The sequence below is a fragment of the Martinezella lusitana genome, from assembly GCF_014207095.1.
In the GTDB taxonomy this organism is placed as follows: Bacteria; Pseudomonadota; Alphaproteobacteria; order Rhizobiales; family Rhizobiaceae; genus Rhizobium; species Rhizobium lusitanum_B.
Genome location: NZ_JACHBG010000023.1, coordinates 17891 through 41882, shown reverse-complemented (window position 1 = coordinate 41882; position 23992 = coordinate 17891). Strand labels below are relative to the sequence as shown.

24 protein-coding genes and 1 pseudogene are annotated in these 23992 nt (G+C 55.7%); 15 read left to right on the top strand and 10 right to left on the bottom strand.

Translation table 11 applies throughout. The features are described 5' to 3' along the window. Positions 1-331: 331 nt before the first annotated feature. The 8 genes from GGD46_RS28215 (at position 332) to GGD46_RS28180 (ending at position 7994) form a co-directional block, all read left to right on the top strand. Positions 332-1057, top strand: a complete 726-nt coding sequence (locus tag GGD46_RS28215; RefSeq protein ID WP_184710109.1) for an HAD family phosphatase — start codon at positions 332-334, stop codon at positions 1055-1057. After that, positions 1054-1740 carry a CDP-alcohol phosphatidyltransferase family protein gene (locus GGD46_RS28210; protein ID WP_184710107.1) on the top strand — a complete coding sequence of 229 codons (687 nt, stop codon included), beginning with the start codon at positions 1054-1056 and terminating at the stop codon, positions 1738-1740. Before GGD46_RS28215 ends, GGD46_RS28210 begins: the two co-directional genes overlap by 4 nt. A gap of 216 nt (positions 1741-1956) precedes the next feature. Beyond that, the gene (gene aepX / locus GGD46_RS28205) at positions 1957-2874 is read left to right on the top strand and encodes a phosphoenolpyruvate mutase (RefSeq protein WP_184710105.1); all 918 of its coding nucleotides are present in this window, start codon (positions 1957-1959) and stop codon (positions 2872-2874) included. Next, entirely contained in the window at positions 2871-4004 is a 1134-nt protein-coding gene (gene aepY, locus GGD46_RS28200) for a phosphonopyruvate decarboxylase (protein ID WP_184710103.1), read from the top strand. Before aepX ends, aepY begins: the two co-directional genes overlap by 4 nt. Then, a complete protein-coding gene (locus GGD46_RS28195; RefSeq protein ID WP_184710101.1) occupies positions 4001-4750 on the top strand; it encodes an NTP transferase domain-containing protein in 750 nt (249 codons plus the stop codon). The genes aepY and GGD46_RS28195 overlap by 4 nt, the downstream gene beginning before the upstream one ends. Next, entirely contained in the window at positions 4747-5919 is a 1173-nt protein-coding gene (locus tag GGD46_RS28190; protein ID WP_210325746.1) for a 2-aminoethylphosphonate aminotransferase, read from the top strand. The genes GGD46_RS28195 and GGD46_RS28190 overlap by 4 nt, the downstream gene beginning before the upstream one ends. A 30-nt stretch (positions 5920-5949) precedes the next feature. Beyond that, the gene (locus GGD46_RS28185; protein ID WP_184710099.1) at positions 5950-6717 is read left to right on the top strand and encodes a class I SAM-dependent methyltransferase; all 768 of its coding nucleotides are present in this window, start codon (positions 5950-5952) and stop codon (positions 6715-6717) included. Between the two features lie 68 nt (positions 6718-6785). After that, entirely contained in the window at positions 6786-7994 is a 1209-nt protein-coding gene (locus GGD46_RS28180; RefSeq protein WP_184710097.1) for an MFS transporter, read from the top strand. Between the two features lie 482 nt (positions 7995-8476). Here GGD46_RS28180 and GGD46_RS28175 read toward each other — a convergent pair whose 3' ends face one another. The 3 genes from GGD46_RS28175 to GGD46_RS28165 all read right to left on the bottom strand — a co-directional run bounded on the left by GGD46_RS28175 (position 8477) and on the right by GGD46_RS28165 (position 10234). Next, positions 8477-8839 carry a hypothetical protein gene (locus tag GGD46_RS28175; protein WP_184710095.1) on the bottom strand — a complete coding sequence of 121 codons (363 nt, stop codon included), beginning with the start codon at positions 8837-8839 and terminating at the stop codon, positions 8477-8479. A gap of 224 nt (positions 8840-9063) precedes the next feature. Next, on the bottom strand, positions 9064-9465 hold the full coding sequence (locus GGD46_RS28170) for a heme-binding protein (RefSeq protein ID WP_184710093.1): 402 nt from the start codon (positions 9463-9465) through the stop codon (positions 9064-9066). Then, the gene (locus tag GGD46_RS28165) at positions 9458-10234 is read right to left on the bottom strand and encodes an SDR family oxidoreductase (protein WP_184710091.1); all 777 of its coding nucleotides are present in this window, start codon (positions 10232-10234) and stop codon (positions 9458-9460) included. Before GGD46_RS28165 ends, GGD46_RS28170 begins: the two co-directional genes overlap by 8 nt. Positions 10235-10391: 157 nt before the next feature. On the opposite strand from GGD46_RS28165, the gene GGD46_RS28160 reads away from it, so the two are divergent. The 5 genes from GGD46_RS28160 to GGD46_RS28140 all read left to right on the top strand — a co-directional run bounded on the left by GGD46_RS28160 (position 10392) and on the right by GGD46_RS28140 (position 14957). Continuing rightward, positions 10392-11321 carry a LysR family transcriptional regulator gene (locus tag GGD46_RS28160; protein ID WP_210325745.1) on the top strand — a complete coding sequence of 310 codons (930 nt, stop codon included), beginning with the start codon at positions 10392-10394 and terminating at the stop codon, positions 11319-11321. A gap of 264 nt (positions 11322-11585) precedes the next feature. Continuing rightward, the gene (locus tag GGD46_RS28155; RefSeq protein WP_184710089.1) at positions 11586-11786 is read left to right on the top strand and encodes a type II toxin-antitoxin system VapB family antitoxin; all 201 of its coding nucleotides are present in this window, start codon (positions 11586-11588) and stop codon (positions 11784-11786) included. Next, positions 11787-12170: a type II toxin-antitoxin system VapC family toxin gene (locus GGD46_RS28150; RefSeq protein WP_184710087.1), complete on the top strand. Its 384-nt coding sequence runs from the start codon at positions 11787-11789 to the stop codon at positions 12168-12170. Between the two features lie 462 nt (positions 12171-12632). Next, a complete protein-coding gene (locus tag GGD46_RS28145) occupies positions 12633-13541 on the top strand; it encodes a glyoxalase (protein ID WP_184710085.1) in 909 nt (302 codons plus the stop codon). A 516-nt stretch (positions 13542-14057) separates the two neighbouring features. After that, the gene (locus tag GGD46_RS28140; protein ID WP_184710082.1) at positions 14058-14957 is read left to right on the top strand and encodes a LysR family transcriptional regulator; all 900 of its coding nucleotides are present in this window, start codon (positions 14058-14060) and stop codon (positions 14955-14957) included. 41 nt (positions 14958-14998) lie between these two features. Here the strand turns inward: GGD46_RS28140 and GGD46_RS28135 are convergent, their stop codons facing one another. Then, complete coding sequence (locus GGD46_RS28135) at positions 14999-15676, bottom strand: gamma-glutamylcyclotransferase (protein WP_184710160.1); 678 nt, start codon at positions 15674-15676, stop codon at positions 14999-15001. 77 nt (positions 15677-15753) lie between these two features. Further along, positions 15754-16590 carry an alpha/beta fold hydrolase gene (locus GGD46_RS28130; RefSeq protein WP_184710080.1) on the bottom strand — a complete coding sequence of 279 codons (837 nt, stop codon included), beginning with the start codon at positions 16588-16590 and terminating at the stop codon, positions 15754-15756. A gap of 638 nt (positions 16591-17228) precedes the next feature. Here GGD46_RS28130 and GGD46_RS28125 point away from each other — a divergent pair. After that, positions 17229-17624, top strand: coding sequence for a DUF1016 N-terminal domain-containing protein (locus GGD46_RS28125; protein WP_246806493.1), 396 nt, complete (start codon positions 17229-17231; stop codon positions 17622-17624). A 2-nt stretch (positions 17625-17626) separates the two neighbouring features. Here the strand turns inward: GGD46_RS28125 and GGD46_RS28120 are convergent, their stop codons facing one another. The 4 genes and pseudogenes from GGD46_RS28120 to GGD46_RS34455 form a co-directional block, all read right to left on the bottom strand. Further along, complete coding sequence (locus tag GGD46_RS28120) at positions 17627-18331, bottom strand: IS6 family transposase (RefSeq protein WP_184710078.1); 705 nt, start codon at positions 18329-18331, stop codon at positions 17627-17629. Positions 18332-18522: 191 nt separating this feature from the next. Then, positions 18523-19017 (bottom strand): DUF4411 family protein, encoded by a 495-nt coding sequence (locus GGD46_RS28115; protein WP_184710076.1) that lies wholly within the window; start codon positions 19015-19017, stop codon positions 18523-18525. A gap of 9 nt (positions 19018-19026) precedes the next feature. Further along, positions 19027-20220, bottom strand: a complete 1194-nt coding sequence (locus GGD46_RS28110; protein ID WP_184710074.1) for an ImmA/IrrE family metallo-endopeptidase — start codon at positions 20218-20220, stop codon at positions 19027-19029. 244 nt (positions 20221-20464) lie between these two features. Then, positions 20465-20758, bottom strand: a pseudogene (locus GGD46_RS34455) (winged helix-turn-helix domain-containing protein); the annotation flags it as partial. A gap of 45 nt (positions 20759-20803) precedes the next feature. On the opposite strand from GGD46_RS34455, the gene GGD46_RS28105 reads away from it, so the two are divergent. Further along, entirely contained in the window at positions 20804-22018 is a 1215-nt protein-coding gene (locus tag GGD46_RS28105) for an IS701 family transposase (protein WP_184710072.1), read from the top strand. A 217-nt stretch (positions 22019-22235) separates the two neighbouring features. Here the strand turns inward: GGD46_RS28105 and ltrA are convergent, their stop codons facing one another. Further along, the gene (gene ltrA / locus GGD46_RS28100) at positions 22236-23711 is read right to left on the bottom strand and encodes a group II intron reverse transcriptase/maturase (protein ID WP_184710069.1); all 1476 of its coding nucleotides are present in this window, start codon (positions 23709-23711) and stop codon (positions 22236-22238) included. Positions 23712-23992 lie beyond the last annotated feature (281 nt).

Here is a 23992-nt window from a genome sequence, read left to right as displayed (position 1 = left end):
TGAATTAGCGCGACCTCGATGGGTGATGAAATGCCGCTCTGCCTCGCGCCTAACTCGATATACCCAAATATGAGACACCGAGGTAGGACTTTAAGGGAGCGATTCCTCTTTCAAATCTGCAGGCATTTTCTATAACGCTATTGCGCAGCAGCGGAGCACCAATCGCGAGGTATCACCCGATACGATAATGCTTCATGTTCGCGTTCGTATATCTTCGTAATACAAACCTACCAAATACAAGAGTGAATTGCTGTAATGATTGCCACATCAGCGCTTCTATTCAAGGCGCGGCTGTGCACTCACATCTATTGGCGTCACCGAAAGACTTACAATGCCTGCTGCAGCTTTCTTTGATCTTGATAAGACTCTTTGGGATTGCGTCGGAGAGAAGGTTTTTGCGTATCATCAGCTCGCGCGTGGTGGTATCAGCTTCAAGAATTTCGTCAAGATCATCAGCCTGCAGCTGAGGTATGATCTGCATTTGATTAACGGTACCGGGAATTTAAAGCGAAAGATACTTCGGGAATTGTTCTCAGGAGAGAGTATCAGACCTTGCGTTGATATCTATGAGAAACTGTTCGAGGCAAAGCTCAGCAAAGCTTTCTATCCAGGGATGCTTGCTCAGATCGAGAAGCATAGGCAGGCTGGAGATAAGATAGTCATCGTATCTGCAACGATCGATTTCATCGCATTGAAAGCGGGAGACTATCTCAAAGTCGACGAATGCCATGCAACGTTTCTTGAAACCCACGGTGATCAGTTTTCAGGTGAAGTGCGAGGGCCAATTCCGTTCGGCAAGGCGAAAGCCAAGATTGTGCAAGACTACGCTCAGCGCAACGGTATCGCACTTGATCAATGCCATGCATATGGCGATCACTGGCAGGACCGACATATGCTTGAAATCGTTGGCTATCCGGTAGCGATCAATCCGGACGCCAAACTCAAGCGCCACGCGAAGTCGCGCAACTGGGAAACGAGGGTTTTCACCTCGCCTAAATATCACGGCCTCCGTCACGCTAAGACATCTGTACAGCAAATAATTGGAAAAAATACATGATCCGACAGGAGCCATCTGTTGCAAAACCGTCCGCTACCAACCACGATATAACGGATCGACTGATCTATCCTCTATTGTCGAAATTTGTCGCACATATTCCACGATCTGTTCATCCGAACATCCTAACGCTTGCGGCAATCTGTATCGGCTTTGCTGCAGCAGCAACTCTTGCGCTGTCGACACAACCTTACTCGCTTCTTATATGCGCCGCCTTACTGGTGCTATGGATCCTACTGGACTCCTGCGATGGCATTCATGCCAGGAATACGGGGCAATCTAGCGAATTCGGGGGATTTCTCGACCACTTCGGGGATGCTCTTGGCTTCTTCGTCCTCCAGGCCGCCATCATCTACAGGTTCGATCTCCATGAAGCTCTGGTCTTCGGTGCCATGTTGCTGCGGCAAGCCCTCGCATGCTGGACATACGTCATTCGCATATATGCAGGCCAACTGTTCATAACTCGGCTGGGTTGGAGCTTCGAGATTTATGCATACGCGGCTCTCATGGTTGCAATATTTTGCTTTCCGGGCTTCAGTCTCCAGATCGGTTTTCTTCCCAGGCTCGATCTCCTAGGAACCGTTCTACTGGCCTACTACATCGCGGTTCCTTTCACGCTTCTGGAGATCGGCCTGATGGTTCTCGCCTCGAAGAAGAGCTTCACCCGAACAGGAAAGCACTCTTAACGCCGGACCTTCTGCCAGGCGGCGCGTTCAATGACGCCGTCGTAACGCCAGCCAAACGCAATTTTCGCTGTCGCGACGCCGTTCTCTGGCAGAACAGGTCATTCGTGAGCAGCAGACGCGGCTTTCCGGAGCGGGTGACGTCGTCCTCAAAAGGCACAGAGCCCATATGGCGAAACATCCTCGTGCCAAGACCATGAGATTTGAAGGAATTAGACTGTGAAGAAGACAACGCAACTCAAAAAGATGCTTCGCAGGGAGGAGCTGGATTTCCTATGCGAGGCTCACAATGGCTTGAGCGCCCGCATCGTCGAAGAAGCAGGGTTCAAGGGGATATGGGCGAGTGGCTTGACCCTCTCAGGCTCGATGGGGGTTCGCGACAACAATGAAGCCAGTTGGACCCAAGTCCTCGAGTTTGTGGAATTCATGAGCGATGCCACGCGCGTTCCTATCCTTCTTGACGGTGATACCGGCTACGGCAATTTCAACAACTTGCGCCGGCTGGTCTCGAAGCTCGAGTCCCGCCAGGTGGCCGGTGTGTGCATCGAAGACAAGCTGTTCCCGAAAACCAATTCCTTTATCGACGGCGAAAAACAGGGACTGGCCGAGGTCGACGAATTCTGCGGGAAGATCAAAGCCGGAAAAGATACGCAACGGGACGATGATTTCGTGATTGTTGCGAGAACAGAAGCCATGATTGTAGGGGCGGGCTTGAAAGAAGCGCTTAACCGCGCCGAAGCCTACCGTTTGGCGGGCGCCGACGCCATTCTGGTGCATAGCAAGAAGCGTGGGCCTGAGGAGATCGAAGCCTTCATGAGGGAATGGGGCAATCGGCATCCCGTCGTCATCGTTCCGACGACCTATCATTCCACGCCGACGCCTCACTTCGAAAAACTCGGCGTCTCCACGATTATCTGGGCAAACCACATTCTTCGATCCGCCATATCCGTGATGCGCAAGACCGCCGAAGACATCTTCAAGATGCAGTCGATCACGCATCAAGAGGACAAGATCGCTCCGGTGTCGGAAATATTCCGACTCCAAGGTGCTGATGAACTACAGCGGGCCGAGGAAAAATACCTCCCCGGCGAGCTAAATGACACCAGGAATTATGTTGCTGTGGGCCAGCGGCCATGATCGATACGAGCGAATTCGGGGCCCTGCTGCAGTCATACCGCTACGAATTGTTTTCGGGAGTCCCGTGTTCCCTTCTGCAGCCTCTGATCAATCTCGCCAACAATTCACTCGATTATGTCGCTGCGACGAACGAGGGCGAAGCTGTTGCCATCGCAACCGGCGCTCAGCTTGGCGGCAAGAAATCGGCAGTTCTCCTCCAGAATTCCGGACTTACAAATGCGCTCGCTCCACTGACGTCGCTGACCAACATCTGTGAGCTTCCGGTTACTGGCTTCGTTGGCTTTCGCGGCGAAGACGGTGTTCCAGACGAGGTCCAACATGAGTTTATGGGACAGATTACACGACCGCTGCTGGAGACGAGCGGTGTGCATGTTATTCATCTGAAGACCGATCTATCCTCTGCCGCAAGGCAGCTGGAAGAGGCCCAGAACTTCCTGCGAAGAGGCAAGTCTGTCTTCTTTCTTGTATCGAAGAACACCTTCTCTTCGCTGGATCTACGTTCCTCACCGCTCCAGGCATATCAAGGTGGAACCTTGACGATCCCAATCGCCGGAAGTGACCTCCAGCGACCCCGCCGTTATGACGTGCTGAAGGTGTTCTCCAATTGCAAGCGTGATGACACGGTACTGCTTGCAACAACGGGAATGTGCGGACGAGAGCTCTTCACACTCGAGGATGCGCCGAACAATTTTTACATGGTCGGCTCCATGGGCTGCATCTCCTCAATCGGACTTGGACTGTCCATCGCAAGACCCGAACGAAAGATCATCGCGCTCGATGGAGACGGCGCCCTGCTTATGCGCATGGGAAATCTGGCGACTAACGCCTGCTATCGACCCGACAACCTTCTTCACGTTCTGCTTGACAACGAAACGCATGATTCGACTGGTGGGCAAGCTACAGCATCGCGTGGGATGAACTGGCCCATGATCGCGCACGGTGCCGGATATTCGCATGTGGCGAGCGCTTCAAACCTGGGTGAGGTCGAGCAGGCTCTGGACGACTGGCTGGCACAATCGCGGCTAACCTTTCTGCATGTCTCGATAGCGCCAGGCTCGATTTCACCACTGGGACGCCCCACCATTTCGCCCGCCGATGCGGTGCGCCGGCTGCAGGAGTTCATGAAATGAGCATCGATACAGCGGTCATCATGGCCGCGGGGCTTGGCAGCAGAATATCGGAATATTCCCACAACGCCCCCAAGGGTTTTATACCCGTCGCCGGACAGCCGATCGTCGAACGATCGATCGAAATTCTGGCGGATCGTGGTATCCGCCGCATCGTTATCGGAACGGGATACATGGCATCGGAGTACGAGGCGCTATCCTCGCGCATCAGGCACGTGCAAATCGATTGCATTGCTAACAGTGATTTTGCCAATTCGGGCAGCCTCGAAACGCTTCTGCTTTGTACGCGAGACCTGGGTTGCGACTTTCTCTCGCTCGAGTCCGATCTGCTTTATGATGCGGCGATGATCGATCGAGTGCTGGGGTGCCCGTTTCCCAATGTCGTGCTTGCCTCCGGGCATACCGGATCGGGAGATGAGGTCTACATTCAGACGGACGATCGTTCGCATCTCGTGAACCTGTCAAAAGACCGCGGCTCGTTGGCGCGTATCGATGCGGAGCTTGTCGGGATCTGCAAGCTCGAGCGCAGCGTTCCGCTTGCCCTCGATGCGTGGCTGTCGCGTAATGGGCACAAGCGTCCCGTCGGCTTCCATTACGAGGAAGGTCTGGTTGGGATTGCCCGCTCGCTCCCGCTGCACGTTGAAAAGACGGAACTGACCTGGACAGAAATCGACACGCTCGATCATCTTGCACGCGCAAATGCGGTGATCTGGCCGCGTATCGTGTCGGCTTCGGGAGAGCCAGCATGATCCCGATGCGGAACATTCTCTTGACTCCAGGACCGGCGACAACCAGCCAGCGGGTGAAACAGGCTCAGATCGTCTCCGACATTTGTCCGCGTGAGATCGAGTTCGGCAGGCTACAGGAAAAGATCGCGCGACGGTTGGTGGAGGTAGTCCACGGCGAAAACACACATAGTGCCGTCATTTTCGCCGGTTCCGGAACATGCGCGGTAGAGGCTTGCATCAGTTCTCTGGTTCCCGCGGACGGCAAGATCCTGGTGTCGATCAATGGCGCCTATGGTCTTCGCATCTTGGAGATGTGCCATATCCATCTTGGTCCGGAGCAGGTGGCAATCCACGAGACTGGCTACGATCGACTGCCCGATCTGGAAGCCATAGCCGCGCTTCTCGGAAAGGACAAGGCGATAACCCACGTGGTAGCCGTGCACCATGAAACTACCACCGGTGTTCTTAACCCGATAGAACAGTTAAGCGAGCTGACGCGCCGGTTTGGAGTGACGCTCATCGTGGATGCAATGTCCTCTTATGCAGGCATCCCTATCGACTTGAGAAGAACGCCTATCGACGTCCTCATTTCGTCGTCGAACAAGTGCATTCAGGGCATGGCTGGTATCTCCTTTGCAATTTGCCGTAGCAAGCTGCTCAACCCGCCTCCGGACTATCGCCCGAGAAGCTTGTATATGGATCTATATAAGCAATATAGCAGCTTTCACGGCAGCCTGCAGATGCGCTTCACGCCACCAGTTCAGGTTTTATATGCACTAGATGCCGCTCTTGACGAGTTCTTTGAAGAATCTCAGATCAAGCGCTACATGCGCTACTGCAGTTGTTGGGAAGCCCTCGTCAAGGGCATGGATGAACTGGGCTTCGGAATGGCTGTTCCGGATCTACCACAATCGAAGCTTTTGACAACCTTTCTGATGCCCCCAGCTCTCAACTTCAGCTTCGATGCCATGCACGATGCGCTTCTTAGCGGGGGTTTTACCATCTATCCCGGAAAAGTCGGGCAGATCGACTGTTTCCGACTGGCCAACATTGGTCAGATCGAACCGAAGGATATCGAGGCATTCCTGCACATGCTCCGCGAATATTTGGCCGAAAGCGGGATCGATCTACGACAAGACATGCTCGACCAAAACAGCAAAAGCGCGCAGACCGCGCAACATATCAGCTGAACCGATAAAGATCATAGGGAATACGCTCACATGAACATTGGCAGACTATACGATCAGCGCATAGCTGAGACATATGATGATGATGAACGCGGCCTGCTTGCTGGCGCCAGAGCTCTTGCTTTGGAGCAGATCAGCAAGCATGTCACTGCCGATCAGACCCAAAACGTATTGGATCTCGCCGTCGGAACCGGTGAATCGCTGATTGCGATCGAGAAGAACTACCCCAACGCCGCCTTGCACGGAATCGACCTTTCTGGGGAGATGTTGCGTATCGCCAAGGCCAAGTTGGGCTTTCATGCGGTTCACGACGATGTGGCTAATACGCTGCAGCATTTCTCCCTTGAGAGCATGAACCTAATCTTGATGCACTTCCTGACGACCTTTATCGATGGCGAAGACATAGTTGCGCGCACCGCAAAGCTCTTGCAGGCAAAGGGATACTACTCGATCGTCAGCAGCACGTTTCAGGCATTTCCACGCGTCTACTCGTTGGCGCGCACGGTCCTTCCGGATCAATTCATCCGCGATAAAAACAGGGCTCCAGAGGACGCCGACACGATCGTCTCTTTCTGCGCGAAGGCCGGCCTTGATGTAGTTGCCGTCGAACATTTCACGAAGGAGGTGCGCTTCGCCAACTTCGATGACTTCTACAGCTTCGGCCTGAATTCGGGTTTCTTCGCCCATGTTCTTTGCCACCTTGACGTTTCTCAGCTTGCAACGTTCTCCCGCATGGAAGGTGTGTTCCCGTTGACAGATCATTATCGCGCCTGTGCCGTCCTCGCCCGTCTCCCAGAGTGAAACCGGACCGCGCATATTCATGTGTGATCGCGACCCCTCTGAACTGCGATAGACCGACGACCGAAGCGATGAAACATCCGGTTAATTGGCCATTTGCGATGCATTGCGTTATCGGCGCCTCGAACGCGGCTTTCGACGTGCTGCTCAAGAATTCAGTGATCGTGTCCCTGGCATTCCGCAGCGATATAGATGCGGAGCGCCTCAGTTGGCTGGCATCCCTGGCTTGGATTCTGTTCATGGCGCCATTTTTCATCTTTTCGGCACATGGCGGCTATCTCGGCGACTATTTCAACAAAAGGAGTCTTGCACTTGGGCTCCGATATGCAGACCTGATAATTGCGGCATGTACCGCCTTTGGCTTCTACATCGGCAGTGTCCCGCTTCTGCTGACGCTGGTATTTGCAAAGGGGGTCACTTCCACTTTGTATAGCCCGATCAAATATTCGTTGGTCTCGGATCTCCTTCCTCGTTCGGTGCACGGGATAGGCTATGCCGCCGTCGAAGCGGCCTCCATGGCCGCAATTTTATGTGCGACTTACCTGGGCGCCATCCTCGGAGCTCAGCCGGATCGCGGAATAATTGGCCTTGTCGCACTGCTAATGGTCGGCGTGTCGTTTTTTTTGACGATCGCCAGTCCCGGCATTGCAAATGCGGGCGCCTCGCGCAGCAGACTTGATATCAATCCAATCCCGCCGACACTGCGGATTCTTCGTCTCGCCATACAGGACCGCCGCGTGTTGGCTTCCATCCTTGCGCTTTCCTGGTACTGGGCATTGGGTGCAGTATATCTCTCGAACGTCGCAGTGCTGGTTCGCTATACTTTGCTCGGATCCGAGGCGCAGATCGCATCGATCCTGCTGACTTTCACATTGGGCGCCGGCCTCGGGCTAGGAGGCGGCCCTTGGCTCAATCGGGGCCGGATAGCCGAGTACCTGCCCGGCGCAATGGCCGTTCTGATCGCGAGCACAGGTGTCGATTTGCAATTCTCGATCCCTTCCGCGCTCAATCGGACGCTACTTGACTTCTTTGTCATCGCGGTGGCTTCGGGAATATACGCTTCTCACTTTTCGTCGTCGCTCTATCAATGCATCAATGAAAGCGAGAAGTCCCGTATCTTTGCTGCGAACAACATCTCGAGCTCCCTTTTTATCGTTTTAGCGCTAGCGTTGAGCACCTTTCTTCTTCGGTTGGAAGTTCCTATCGCAGCTTGCCTTGGCTTGTTTGCGGCGACAACTTTGCCAATAACATCGCTCGTTTATGCCATCCGCAAGAAGTAGCCGTCTGTCATATCATGAATGCTGCATAGGAAATGACCGCCGCGCGAGAGCGATGTAGGTAGCCGAAGCCAGAAGCGGTTGTGTGTCTTCCACTTTAAATAGCAACGCTGGACAGACCTGGTGGCTCCGCACTGGCGTACTTCGGGACAGCTATGATGTTCATTTGTTTCGAGATTTCACTCGACTTTACGTTTCATCGAAACCCGATCTGGATGCCGATATCGCAAATTCATCAACGATATCTTCGCGACAGAATGGATCAGCCTCAAATGCAAATCTTGGTCAAGGCGTCGTGAAACTGGAGAGCCTAACATCTTCTCAAGCGGATAAAGAATGCAAGGAGATCGCTATCGTTGACCTGCGACTACCTACGGAAACTGCAATCGATGATCTTGAGGAGAATCGAACCCTAGCTCCCCGCTAACGTAGGGTGCGTTAGCCTTGGTCCACTTATCGGATCCTGACATCCGTGAGTAGAACGCTCATGCGCCTGTTTGAATATTTTCGATATCCACTCGGTTATTTTTCTCAAGGAAGGCGAGAATCAGCTCAATCACAGAGTCATCAACCCGCTCGAGTAGTCGATCATCTCGTTCCGTGTGCAGGAGGCCCTTCTCACTATACGGCTGGTCGGAAACAAAAAGCATTGAGCCTTTTCGCATATTGAAACACTCAGCGACTGAGAATACGGCAGCACTTTCCATATCGACGGCGTCGAAACCGTCCTTTCGCCAATCTTCAACTTCCTTACGTCCCTCTGCCATGAGAGCCGCAGTCGTGAACAAGCGCAGACGCTTAAAGTCCGCGTCGGTGCGTAAACGACCCAGTATGTTGAATTGCAGCATGATTTAACCCACTTTTTCGTTTCGCGTTGATCCACAGTATCCGCGCTATCAAATTATCGGCAAACACCATTTAAAGGCCTGATTGGATGATCGCGAAATGAAAAAGTGGGGCAGATTCTCGCGATAATCAGCAGCCAATTCAATCAGAGTCAGCCTTCGAGGCATCCGAAACTAGTCGGAGTAGTTGGCTAATCCCGTCGCGGAATCAAGCGGAATCGGTGGCTCTATCCGACGGTACTCGCGTAAGCGATAGCCGCATCCTGCTCGGGCGTACCGCCCGATACTCCAAGCGCACCGATCAATGCCCCGTCGACGCTAAACAGTGGCACGCCGCCGCCCACCAGAAGGAGGCCGCCATGGTGGATATGATCGAAATGCAGGAGTGGCTCGCCAAGCTCTAACGGTGCGTTCAGTGCATCGGTGGGTGCCTGAAACATTACGGACGTGCGCGCTTTGGCAATTGCGAGTTCGTTTGATGCCAGCCAGGCCCCATCCATGCGGGAGAACGCCACTAGATTCGCGCCTTTGTCCATGACCGCAAACACCACCTTCATGTCAGAGTCCTCGGCGGCCGCGCGGCCCTTTGCGACAAGACCTTGCGCATATTCGAGCGTCATATCAGGCATTTTGGACCCACTCCGTTTCCTGCCATTGCTTTGCGGCTTCGATCGTTCCGAACGGACGCATCGTGCGATAAAGATGATCGTCTGCCGGGATGATCTCGACCATTGCATCGATCATCTCCTTTGGGTCGGCTTGATCCGCCAGCGAATTTCCGAAGTCCGGCATCGGGACGACAGCGGTTTTTTTATCGTACCATTGCGCGTGGCTCTCCGCGCCGGTATCGTTGAAGCCGGTGCCGAAGACGCCAGGGTTTACGGTAGCAACCTTGACACCATGTGGCGCTAGTTCAGCCCTCATGGAGCCGGCTATGCCCTCGATGGCATGCTTCGTGGCGCAGTATATCCCCACGAAAGGAACAACGAGGATGCCGCCCATTGATGAGGTCCACACCACCTTGCCGGACTTGCGCGCCACCATCTTGGGAACGATGCCCTGCACCAGTTTCAGATGACCGAAAACATTGATCTCGAACGACTCGCGTACCTGCTTCATCGGAATGTCGATGACGGAGCCACTTTCCATGACGCCGGCATTGAGCACGAGCACGTCGGGATCATAGGTCGCTGCATGGGCTATATCGATCTCGTCCAGTAGATTGAGCTTGATGACTTCAAGCTTGACGCCCGCGTCCGCTGCATCGGACCGCAAGCTCCGCACGAGAGGCCAGCTTTCAGCGGTCGCTATGACCTGATGTCCGCGGCGGGCAAGTTCGATTGCCGCGCCACGGCCGAAACCGGAACTGGCACCAGTAATCAAGATCTTCTTTGTCATGACGTTTCTTCTTCACTCTGTCATTGATGTCGTTTCGACCTTTTCGGCGGAGGTGGGATCCGATGCATAAATTAGCTTTCGCAATCTCTCCTCAGCCGAGTTTCAAAGCTATGCAATCGCAATTGACACAACAATGTCAGCAATGCTTGATAGTGCGATGAAAGATCTTCACCAATCGGGAAGCGGCGATCTGTTCGCCTTGAATGTATTCCTGGCAGTCGCCAATCACCGGAGTTTTCGGGCGGCGGCACCTGAATTCGAGGTAACACCCTCCGCGATCAGCTACTCCATCAGAGGTCTTGAGGAACGCCTTGGCGTCCGCCTGTTCAATCGAACGACGCGTAGCGTTTCCCTGACGGAGGCCGGCGAACGACTCGCCGCGAAGCTGCGACCAGCCATGTCGTCGGTCACCGAAGCATTGCGGGAGGTTAACGACTTTCGCGGCGTTCCAACCGGTACGGTGCGGATCAACGCCAGCGACGCGGCTATCCGTATGGTCCTGCGGCCGATATTGACTCGTTTCAGGCGCGATTATCCCCAAGTCCATCTCGATATCGTCACGGATGGCAGACTTGGTGATATCGTCGGCGAGGGCTTTGATGCGGGCATTCGCCTGGAGGAAGCGGTGCCGCAGAACATGATCGCGGTTCGCCTCACCGAGACCGCTCGGTTTGCTGCTGTCGCATCACCAGAGTATATCGCCGTTCGCGGCCGGCCGGTAGCACCGCAGGACCTCTATCAGCACGATTGCATCCGTTTTCGGTTCGAAAGTGGAGCGATTTACCGCTGGGAATTCGAACGTCATGGCATTGTCGAAACCATCAATGTCAATGGGCCATTGACCCTGACGGATCAGACGCTGATGGTGGAGGCGGCGATCGATGGCATCGGGATTGCTTTTGTGCCCGACTTCCTTGTCGTTGATGCACTTCGCTCAGGGGCACTCGAACAATTGCTCGACAGCTGGTGTCCGCCTTTCCCCGGCGTGTGCCTATACTATCCGGGCCATCGACATGTTTCGTCAGCCTTGCGAGCGTTAATTGATACTGTAAAAAAAGGACGGCGGGCGCAGCATCTTAATCCATAACAGATTGCGATTTCATGCTGGCTGATCCCAACTCAAGTGGAACCCTGGCGGCGCAGTCCCGGCAACCTCATTTGATCATGGCGTTGAAGCTGTGGCCAAACTAAGGAGCAAGGTCGCGCGTATCCAAGCTCTTGACCAGTTCGAACAGTAGAGCCCCGCTTCCGTGGACTGAAGACAATGCCCTGCGCATGGGAACAGAAAAGAGGCGTGGAATTCATCACCAATTGGTGCTATTTTACATGCTTCAACAAAGGGATTCGGCTCATGCGATCGACTATCAATCTCGACGATGCACTCATGGATAGGGCGAAGTCATTGACCGGGACCAAGGAAACCGCGGCGCTCGTTCGCCAGGCATTGGAGACACTTGTCCGTATAGAGTCCGGGAAACGCCTCATCGCGCTTGGCGGAACCATGCCGGACGCCGAAGCACCGCCGCGCCGCCGCAGCGAGCGAGGCAATTGAGTGATATTGGCAGACACCTCGATCTGGATTGATCATTTCCGATCTGCCGACGCGGAACTGCGCAGGATTATCGAAGATGATCGACTACTTTGCCATCCAAGCGTGATCGGCGAGTTGGCTCTTGGCAGCCTTCGGGATCGCGGTAACGTGATAGCTCTCCTGGCGGCTCAGCGCGCGGCTGTCGTCGCGACACATGACGAAGTCATGATAATGATCGATCGACATGGTATTTTCAGCATGGGCATTGGCTACACGGATGCTCACTTGCTGGCGTCCGTTCTTCTTGACCAAAGAGCCTCCTTGTGGACCAGGGACAAGCGCCTGCAGGCAGCTGCGGAAAAGGCACAAGCCTCGCTGCATATACCAGTCAGTGCCCCTCACTAACGCTGACGCTATAGGCCTGATGCTTCAGGCAGGATTGCGATCCCCTCGCTCTTGAGAGGATAGGAACCGCTGACCTGTCGCTTTTAGAACGTCAAGCTATGGATTTTTATTGACGACTCATGAGGCTATCTGCCCGACGCCCGTTCTCCGCCATCCTCTTGATATTCTCACACACCGCGTCGAAACGCCGCTTTCATGCGGTTGCCGGACCCTAAATGAGCACGGCCTATGCAAAGTCGCTCTGGATCAAACCAGGTATGCGCAAATGAATCATAACCCAGCACTGGAAAAAGCACGTAGTGGAAAGTCTCTCCTTTAAGCCTCAGCTATTATTGCAGAATCAGCAACGCATTCGACAATATTGTTGCAATTGCTAGCGGCCGTACTTCTGGGTCATTGTTGTTTCGCAAACACCAACTGCGACGAACTAAGCCACCCCTTACAAATTGCCGGGATATACCGATGACCTCTCCCTCATTTAGATCGAAATTCTTTTTTACTGCGGCTGCTGCAACGCTTCTGGCCGCCTCTATAACACAACTCCATGCGGCCGAGCGGGGCGTCGCGGTTGGAGCGCAGTACGACACCACTCACGTCTATGTCCCCGTGGTTGATGTCGATGCCTTTGCGAATAGTCTCGTCGCCACCTTCGGCGGCGCCTCGACCAAACAGATCGTCACCACGGTGACGCCGACACAGAGCAGGACGACCTCACAACTGATCCAGACTCCCGTTGGACCTGTATCGCTGTTCGGGTTCAAAACGCCGATCCCCTACCCCTTCGGTCTTGAGCGCACCGGCTATCTCGTGACGGATATGGACGAGGCGATCCGACAGGCAAAGAATGCCGGAGCTTCGGTCATTGTTGACACCTTCCCCGATCCGATCGGCCGCGATGCCGTCATTCAATGGCCAGGCGGCATCAACATGCAGCTCTATTGGCACACCGATGCTCCACACTATGCGGGCCTCGAAACAGTTCCCGAAAACAGGGTTTACATCTCAAAGGACTCTGTCGACGCCTTCATTCACGGCTTTCTCAAGTTTTCACACGGAGAGATTGTCTTGGACAATAGGCAAGCCCCTGGCGTAGAGATCGGCCGCCCAAATGATACTTACCGCCGCATCCGCATCACATCGGACTTCGGCAACATGTCGGTGCTCGTGACCGACGGCCATCTTCCCTACCCTTACGGCTATGAGGCAACCGGTTACGAGGTGAAGGATCTGAGCGCGACCATCGCAAAGGCAACCGCTTCTGGCGCGGCGGTGCTGGTCCAGCCTTATCAGTCGGACAAGCGGCAGGTTGCGATCCTCCGGTTTCCGGGCGGATACATTGCCGAAGTCCACACACCATTCGCCTCGCAGTGACTGACTGTCCTAAATCCGGCCGCGACGACACAGAAGGATACGATTGGCCTTGCTGGTAAGGTCTTCCTTACTGCAATGGCCTTTTTCGGGGTCATCTGCGTCGGTCGCGTAGCCGGCATCTATAAGGTTAGCGGCACTTAGTGGCCCTCCGTCACCGCCAACCGCCCGCAAAAGCCAGCCTAGCAGATCGTGCCAAGCAGGAATGATCCATTTGCCGCATGCGTTCCGCTTAACACTGAGGATCCGCAAAAATTACGCACGCCTGGCGGTGACAGCTCCTCAGCTTATGCCTTGGTAATGTCCGCTCTTCAGGTTTGCATCTTAGGATGCAGACGGTTAGCAGCGTTAGAGCGCAACAGAAGCGGCCCGAGCGGCATCCCCGCTGCAGGGATACAAGCTGGACAGATTTAATAGCCGGCGCCGCCCTTTGGATCAGCACATTTCCGATATGCCGTTGATTGCGGATGTGGTTTGCAATACTCGATGTCAATGAATTGCAATTCGTGAAATAATGAGATGAACGATTATAAGGCCCTGAAGACGTTTCTGCTGGCTGCCGAAAAGCGCAACTTTGCGCAGGTTGCCCGCGAACTTGATCTTACTCCCGCTGCTGTCACAAGAGCAATTGCAGCACTTGAAGACGATCTTGGTGTGCAGCTATTCGTACGCACGACCCGTCAGGTATCGCTGACAACTGATGGAGCGGTGTTTGCCGCGCAGATCAAGCCGGCCGTCGACACGCTCGAAAACGCCCGCAAGGACGTTCGCGATGCTCACAAAGCCGACCAGGGGCGCTTACGGATCAGTGCGCCGACATGGTTCGGCAAGGCGGTACTGCCGCAAATCCTTTCCGGTTTTCGGCGACTTAACCCGAAAATCAGCTTTGAGATTTCCTTGTCTGATGGGCTCGTGAACATTGTGGACGACGATTACGACCTGGCAATTCGCATCTCGTCGCAACCCTCCGACAAGTTCACGATCTGGCGCAAGATCCGCATTGTTCCACGCATTCTCGTCGCTGCACCGGCAAGCCGGTATGCCGGAATGCAGCACCCGAGCGAGCTAACGCCCGATGATTGCCTTGCCTACAGCGATGAAAGCCGCGGCGAGAACTGGGTGCTGTCGGATGGCGTGTCGAGTATGACAATTTCCGCAGGCCGGGCGTTCAGTGCCAATAATGGCGAAGTTCTTGCTGATATGGCAGCCGATGGAGCGGGCGTGGCGATGCTGCCGGGCTTCAATGTTTCAGAGCACTTGAGAATCGGTCGTCTGGTTCACGTGCTGCGCGGATGGGCACCGGCCGATTTGTGGCTGACGCTTTATTATCCACCCTATCAGGCTTTGCCACCCCGCATCGCCTCGTTTTCTAAATTCTTCGAGGAGCAGGTCGCTGCTCATATGGTGCCGTTGAGCTAGAGTGACACTTCTCTTCTGCGCACGACACGAAGCGCGCGCGCTTACCTCCTATGAAGGCCGACTATTTCTTCCGCGACCAAAGCCTGCATGCGCCATAGATTGCGGTCATGAATGCCTTCAGCGCGAAGGTCGACGATCGTGTTGTGAAGATACTCGGCACAGGAGCCGCCTTGCCCACAGGCTCTCGCGATGAGCAAAGATGCCTGCTCTGATGGGAGCGGCCTTGTCAGACCAGCACGCTTCGTGCTCGCCCAAAATGTCAGCGCTTTGCGAACGCCTGCCTTGGTTCGCACCGGGACCCATCGCACCATGTCTATGACTTCGCGATACTTGATCTCGCGAGCTACGAGCATGCGCAGATCTTCTTGCAGCCGCTCGGATGACAACTCAAGGACGATGCCATTACATTGGCCACCTCGCTCGAGGACCATCATCAGTCCGGGTTGGTCACTGGTTGCTCGCCAGCGCTCGATCTTCAGAGAGAACGACCTATGCCATCCATGTATGGTGGCACGCTCTCGGCTCGCCGGTTCGAATTCAGGGTTCCAGATCAGCGATCCATAGGCAAATACAAAAAGAGGATCATCGCCCGCCTCGCTTTCTATCCGCCGGACCAGTTTGTCGAGTTCTGCCCGGGAGAGTGGCGTCCACCCCGGTTCCGGGCCGTCATCGCGGACGTCTCTTTTCGTCAGGGCAACAAGTTCGCGTGTCAGCATCATCATCGCATGTTCGCTTCTCAATAAGGCTCATGTGCAGGTAGCCGCGGCAGGTCTCCACCGCAGCCACCTATTTTAGGTCAGGACTGAACGAACGCCAGCATGTCCGCGTTGAGCAGATCGGCATTGACAGTCAACATGCCATGCGAGAGGCCGGGATAGGTCTTAAGCGTCCCGTTTCTCAGAAGCTTGATCGCCTTATGGGCAGAGTCTGCAATCGGCACGATCTGGTCGTCTTCGCCGTGCAGAACCAGCGTTGGAACGCTGATCCCCTTTAGATCTTCGGTTTGATCCGTTTCTGAAAACGCCTTGATGCCGTCGTAATGGGCTTTGGCACCACCCATCATGCCTTGACGCCACCAGTTCTGAATCACACCTTCCTGAACCTCGGCGCCAGCGCGGTTGAAGCCGTAGAACGGACCGGCGGGGACATCGCGGAAAAACTGGGCGCGGTTTGCGGCAAGCGCCGAGCGAAATCCGTCGAAGACTTCCATTGGCAGACCTTCCGGGTTATCGACAGTCCGCAGCATCAGCGGCGGAACGGCGGAAACGAGAACCGCCTTGGCGACACGACCAGCCTTTTGGCCGAACTTGGCGACATAGCGTGCAACCTCACCACCGCCCGTCGAATGGCCGATGTGAACCGCGTTTTTCAGGTCAAGGTGCTCCATGACGGCGAAAACATCGGCCGCATAGTGGTCCATGTCATGGCCGTCGGCTACTTGCGACGAACGCCCATGGCCACGGCGGTCATGAGCAACAACGCGATAGCCCTTGGAGAGGAAGAAGAGCATCTGCGCGTCCCAATCGTCGGAGGACAACGGCCAGCCATGGTGGAAGACAATGGGCTGCGCATCCTTGGAGCCCCAGTCCTTGTAGAAGATTTTCGTGCCATCTTCGGTAGTAATGGTAGTCATTTCGGTCGTTCCTTTAATCGGTTGAATGGAAGCAGCATTTGCTATCAACATGGCAGCTCAGGCGATGCTCTGTTCGTCTGATGTCTCAATATTGCCGCCGCTCATTGACGATGACAATTGCAGTAATTTTCTCTATATTATTGCCTATATCGCAATTATCGAGATCCGATCTTGGAGGGCTTATTGCCTGCCTCGCTTAGATTATCTACTGATATTGCGGAGGATCTCGAACAGAAACCACACGCTGCGCTCATCCGTGACAATTGGAAGCCAAGCTACCTGGCCAACGCGGCGCCCTCGGAAAATGAGCCCTGAGACCTTTGCTCTGCGGGGGCGAGAAGGATTAAACCCCGACGCTGACGAGGCTGCGAGCAGGGGATGGCAGCTTCCAGGCGGTCCCGTGAATCGCTCGCTGTCCGAAATGGAGGCGCAAAGTAGTCGTCCCGCAGTTGGCTGCAACCCCATTTTTAAAGATCACGACCCCGATCAAAAAAATCGGATCCATTGATGTGAAGGGAAACGAACCGGAATCTGCCTCTTTACGGAAACTGTTATGTTTCTAGGAATTTATAAACCGCTCGGCCTCGGCTGAAATGAAATGAAGCTTTTTAGGGCCACAGCTGGTAAAGACTCACGACATGACGACCCCTATCCCTGCACCAGACGTTAGTTACGTATCCCTACTCGCAGAGCTCAAGGAAAGAATCCGAGCGGCTCGGCTCAGGGCGGCCATTGCTGTCAACCAAGAACTGATCATGCTCTACTGGAGCATTGGCCGTGACATCCTCGCCCGCCAGACAGTGGAAGGTTGGGGAGCCCGCGTGATTGATCGCCTGGCAGCGGACCTCAGGCGTGATTTTCCGGAAATGACTGGCCTTTCGCCTCGAAACCTCAAATATATGCGTGCCTTTGCTGAGGCATTCCCAAACGAGGAAATCGTGCAACAGCTTGTTGCACATTTGCCCTGGGGCCATAACGTCAAGCGGCGACGTCACGTTGTTTCACGCGCACGCGGACAAGGCGGTTGTCAGTGAAATCAGGCTGTTGCGCCGGTCACGGTTTTCCAGTGCGCCATGGCGCGAATGCGATGGATGTGGATGGCGAGGGCGGAGCGTTTCGGGTGCGGCGGGACGAAGAGGTTTCGAAGTGCTGAGAAGACTGAAATGAAGCGTTGCAATCCGCCAGGAGATCGAAATCCCTGCATCATCCGTTCTCGTTTTCGAAGTGGCCCGTGAGAATTCTCTGCGCGATTGTTCAGGCCCTTGTGCGTGCGATGTTCGACGGCAGACATCACGTCCCGTCTTGCCGCTCCATATGAACGTAGCTTGTCAGTGACGATCCGCCTCGGCGCGAGGCCTTGCTTCTTCAGCAGCCTGATCAGCAATCGCCTGGCAGCGTTGGTATCCCGGCGGGCCTGGACGATCTCGTCGAGAACGTAACCGTCCTGGTCGACGGCACGCCAAAGCCAATGTTTTCGGCCGCCGATAGAAATCACGACCTCGTCCAAATGCCAGGTATCGTTTCGCGATGGCTTCTTTCTGCGCAACCGACTGGCGTAAGCCGCTCCGAATTTTCGACCCCATCGACGGATCGTTTCGTAAGAAACGACAATGCCGCGCTCCAACAGCATTTCCTCGACCATCCGCAGACTCAAAGGGAACCGGAAATACAGCCATACCGCATGGGCGATGATCTGTTGCGGGAAACGGTGACCTTTGTAGCTGATGGCAGCACTCTTCATCCCACCGTCTCTATGCACAATTCACTGACGGCTCGTTTATGTGACAACGCCCTTTAAGCGCACGTGAAGCTCTTGAACGCAATCGAACTTGCGGCCACCATCTCTCAGATGGTCAGCTGGCTGAATCCACGACAATTGCTTGGAGATCCGACAATTACCGCGAATGGCCGAATATCTCCTCTTATTTGCGATCAGAGCTGCGAGCGCCAGCCGGTCCTGAAATTCAAATCCGTCAGCATTTGGAAGCTGTTGCACCAGCGCACTTCGAGATCGTTGCAGACATCCGGTATCCTGCGATTTGCCCGTTTGGTACTTGGCTTGGACGCCTCGACCGTCACGACGATCCGGTCGGCGCGATGTACCAAGGCATAGGCAATCAAGAATGGATCGCGGCCGACTTCGATAATCTCGGCGTCGTTGAGGTCGGGCGCATATTTTTCGATGACGGTCTGAACGAGAGCCGGATCGACATCCTGATTTAGCTTGAGGGCGTCATAATTGTCCCCCTCATTCAACCATTGCGCCAGTTCCGAACCTTCGGTGATCTCCTCGAGGATTTCGACCGGGATTTTCAGCGCGCCTGTCTCGCCCATATGGACGAGCCAGTCCCAGAATTCGGGCACCCGCTGAATCGGGTAGTAAAGATTATGCGCCGTAATGAGGACATTCGCGTCGAGAAGATGCACGCCGCCCCCTTAAGCCACGCCGTCGGTCAGCGAGAAGACGTTGTTCGGCTTCACGCCGAGGATCGCCGCCGCCTTGGAAGGAGACAGGGCTCCGTCTGCAAGCATCCGTTTCGAAAGTCTCAGAAGGCGATTGCCAAGCCTGTGGCGACGAACGAGATAGTAGCTCGGCCCACCTTCGTTTTCACGCGCGCGTGCTCTTTGAGCTGCCTTATTGTTCAGCCACTGCTGCCGGAAGACAGCCGTCACTGACGACCATATGGCCTGGTCGATGATCCCTTCGCGGTAGAGCTTGTAGGCGACCATCGAATGGCTGATCTGTCGTAGCTCCGCGATTTCGCCGATACGCGCAATCACGACGTCCTGGCGCGCTCCGCGCAACGCGACCTCGCCGGCGATCTCGGCCGAAGGCAGCAGAATACGCCCCGCCACATCGTTGCAGAAGGTTTCGATATCCGATGTCGGCCGGCCGCCGCTCACACCTGTCTGGCCGAGCCAGATATGGGCAAGTTCGTGCAGCAAAGTGAACGACCAAGCCTGCTCGCTGTCCTGGTCGTTGATCACAACGAAGGGCGCGACCTTGTCGGAAAGGGCGAACCCCCTGAACAGCTCGACATTGAGAGCGCTGTGGTGACTTCCCAGATTGCCGATCAACAGCACGAAAATCCCTGCAGCCTCTGCGCGTTCGCGCAGATAGGCAAACCCTTTGGGCGTGCCTCGACCATTGCTGGATCGGAAAGACTGGAGGCTGAAACCCAGACGCTCGCTGATCACCGTGGCCAGACCTTCCGCTCCACGGCGAATGTCATAAGATGCCACGAAATCGAGTGGTTCGGCCTCTTCCTCGCTCTCAAGCAATGAACGCACCATTTCCTGACGAGCGCGAACTTCGCGCAACAGCGTATCTACAAGCGCTGCATCGCGCCGCGCATATTCGTCGGGAAGGGTCCGGAAATCCTCGCCGCGCGCCGCGGTTACCGGCGGCTCGGCAAGATAGAAGGTGAGCAGCGGGCGCCGGTATTGTGTGGACATCTTGATCAACTGTGGACGGGTCGGCTCAACCTGGCCGTCTTCAAGCATGGCAAGGCGATCGATGCCCGCAACACCGCGTGCATCGCCGATACCGAGCTTGTCTGCAGCATCTTCTACGCTGAGCCCCGCGGTCTCGCGCGCCCAACGCAGGATCAATGGATTGACCTTTGGCACCTTTCACCTCTGTTCGGACAGGCCGATACGTCGTTTGATTTGATCATGCAATCGTTACGAAAGATATAGTCATGGAGTGGGGCACATCTATAAAATACACCGCCGAACAGCAATCTCGCGCATTCCGCTCATGCCACGGCTGGCCTCTAGCGGCTCGATTGCTCTTGAAGAGATTCGAACTTGCGACCCCGCGATTTAGTCACGTGGTAGGCAGAGGGTCAGTGCCTTCGCTTAGGATCGCGGGTTATCTACGGTAGCTGAAAACACGGCCACGCTTGCGACCTGTGACTTCGTCGACCATCCCCAAACGTTCCAAGTCAGCGAGTACTGCATTGACAGTCGGCGCAGAAAGGCCTGCTGTTTGAACGGTCTGATTTGCCGTATGAAAGGGGTTTTGCTGAAAGAGGTCGTGAATGCGAAGGGCTGATCCGGCTCTATCGCTCTCGGTTGTGATTTTCTCCCTGTCTTCCTTGAAAAGGCCGACAATCCGAGTGACAGCTTCAAAAGCTTGGTTCGCGGTGTCGGCTGCACCTGTTAGCATTACAGTTGTATATTTATCTGTAATCTGAATCTATAGGTCTCCATGATTCGGAGGTCATGGATGTCGGGTGCATCAATCGAGACGACGCTTGAGCTTTGGGCAACATCATTGCGCGACGTGAAAGCCCGCATGCGCGGACTTTTTACGCAGGAGCGAGTTGCAGCGTCTGCGAACCTTTTCCTGGACGGCTTGCTGAGTGACGAGCGGCGTAAGACAGGTTGGATGCGCGCTGAAGCGGCCGGTGATCCCGGCCCGTGGCGGCAACAAGCCATTCTGGGGCGCGGGCGCTGGGACGCGGACGCACTTCGCGACATCGTGCGACAGTATGTCGTAGAAAACCTCGCCACCGATAATGCGGTCCTGGTCATCGACGAGACAGGCTTCCTCAAGCAGGGCAAGACATCGTGCGGTGTTGCACGTCAATATACAGGTTCGGCTGGCAAGATAACGAACTGCCAGATCGGTGTGTTCGCCGCCTATGTGTCCGTTCGCGGTCATGCCTTTATCGATCGAGCCCTGTACTTGCCCAAGAGCTGGACTGGCGATCCGGCAAGGCTTGCAGCAGCTCACGTTCCTCAGGCTACAGCCTTCGCTACCAAGCCAGGCCTGGCTGTCGATATGATACGGCGGGCGCTGGCAGCCGATGTGCCGTTTTCATGGGTGGCCGCAGATGCGGTCTATGGCGTCGGGGACGTCGAAGGAACCCTGCGCCGAGCCTGCAAAGGCTACGTTCTCGGGGTTAAGTCGGACCACCATTTCGGTTCCTGGTCGGGCAAGCCTCCGGTCGCCGGCACAGCGCAGGAGATCGCTCGTGATCTCGATCCAACTGCATGGCAGCGCCTTTCCGCCGGTGAGGGCACCAAAGGCGCGCGGCTTCATGACTGGGCCTACTGCGAACTCGCCGATCTCGATGCCGACGAATATAACGAGACGAAATCGGGGCTTTGGACCCGTGGGCTCCTGATCCGGCGCACTATCAGCGACGGTGATCTCGCATTCTTCACCACATGGTGCCCGGCCGGGACGGACATCCAAACGCTCGTTTCCGTTGAAGGCCATCGCTGGGCGATCGAAGACAGCTTCGAGACCGCCAAGAATGAGCTCGGGCTCGATCACAACGAAACCCGGTCGTGGCATGGCTGGCATCGCCACGTCTCCCTCGTCATGCTCGCCTTCGCTATGATGGCGGTGATCCGGTATCGCGCCAATGACGTAACGCCCCAAAAAAGACTGCGGATGCCGACCATCAGGATTTGATCCGCTGGTCTATCCAGGAAGTCCGGCGCATCGCCATCAGACTCGCCCAGCGGCGCATAACTCCCGCCTACGTCATCGCATGGTCAAGTTGGAGACGCGCCCATCAGGCTGCCGCGCGACGAGCTCATCGGAAAAACTAAAATGTTCGCGGTAGGGACGCCTGTTGCCAGGCGCCACCCGCACAGATCCGAGCGAGCGGAATTCCCGCACTCGGCTCCTACCTCGGGTGTGTGACGGCGAAGCGCAACTGTGGCCAGGGATGAAGGATCCGGGGTCTGGGAAGCCAGTGATCGGTGAGCCTTGTTACGCGTTCCCAGGTCAAACCGCTCCGTTGGCTGCGCCGCCGAAGGGTTCGTCTCCAGAGATCGGTTATGTAGAACCGAAACGCGTTCAGGGCTCGGCCGTTCGTGGGGACCGCGAAGTACGCAAAATGCCCAGTTGCGACCTGCTTCAGCCATCTCCCTTGTTCAGGGATCGGCCTGTGCATTCGACGCCGCAGCTCCGCCTTGATCTCGCGAAGCTTGGTCCGCATGCGATCACGTCGCGTCTTCCGTTGAAGCAGGAAGTTCCCACGGCGCGATTTTCCACATATGAACGTAAACCCCAGGAAATCGAAGGTCTCCGGTTTGCCAACTCCACGCTTCTTGCGGTTGACCGCCGCACGGCGACCAAACTCAATCAGGCGGGTCTTGTCCGGATGGAGCGACAGCATGAACTCCTCAAGCCTCGCACGCATCGCATCGCGGAAACGACGAGCGTCGTCCTCACGCTCGAAACCAACGACCAGATCATCGGCATAGCGCACGATGATCATGTCACCGGTGGCCTCACGCTGTCGCCAGCGCTTGGCCCAGAGGTCGAGAACGTAATGCAGGTAGATGTTGCCGAGGAACGGTGAGATTACCGAGCCCTGACCAGTGCCCCTGTCATCGACGATCACGACTCCATCTTCGAGGATGCCCGCCTTCAGCCATTTCTGGATCAGACGGATGATGCGCTTGTCGCCGATCCGATGCTTCAGGAAGCGGACCAGCCATTCCTGGCTGACCGCCCCAAAGAAGTTTTGGATATCGGCATCCATAATCCAGTTCACCCTCCGCTCGCTGATCGCGACGGACAAGGCATCCAACGCATCGTGCGGGCCTCGTCCGGGTCGGAACCCGTATGAGAAACCGCAGAAGTCGCCTTCATAGATCGCGTTGAGCACCAAGACCGTTGCGCCCTGGACGATTTTATCTTCTAGGGCTGCGATCGCCAGCGGCCGCTGCTTTCCATCCGCCTTCGGTATGTACGTCCGGCGAGATGGTTGCGGTTGGTACACTCCCCCGTGAACTCGTGCTTGCAGGCCCCTGAGCCGAGGCTCAAGCTCTGCCTCATAGTCCTGCCATGTTATGCCATCCACGCCAGCGGCAGCTTTGCGCCTGAGCGCGTAGAATGCCGTTCGAAGTGCATCGACATTGATGTGGTGGAGAAGTGCGGTGAACCGTTCCTTTTTCTTTAGCCTTGCGACTTTCCGTACGCGATCCAGCGACTGGGACATGCGCGCCCGGCTCTGTGTCCGGTGCATGCGTTGCTGTTCCGCGTTCCCCTTGGTCCCCGGCCTTGGCTCCACCAACTCCGCTACCGGCAACCCGGTTTTGTTCGTCGGCTTCATAGCTACTATGCCGAAGTCAGACTTCTCCGTGTCGTGCATCAGCGGCGACGGCTCCTCGCCTTCCCGCTGCGGACCAGGTACCCAAAATGGGTCATGGCCGACCCGGAGATCTCCCGGTTCCCGTACAAGGAGCTTCCATACATGCCAGGGTCTGCGACCACGCCGGGCCAGACGGATGCTCGCGATTGCGCACCCGCCCGTGTCGCCTTCCGCACAGTTGACGGCGTCGGCACCCGGGATAACATTCTTACGCGGCTCAATGGCTGGCCTGTATGCTCCCCTACCGACGCTTCGCACACACCCTCGCGGATGCCTGCGCA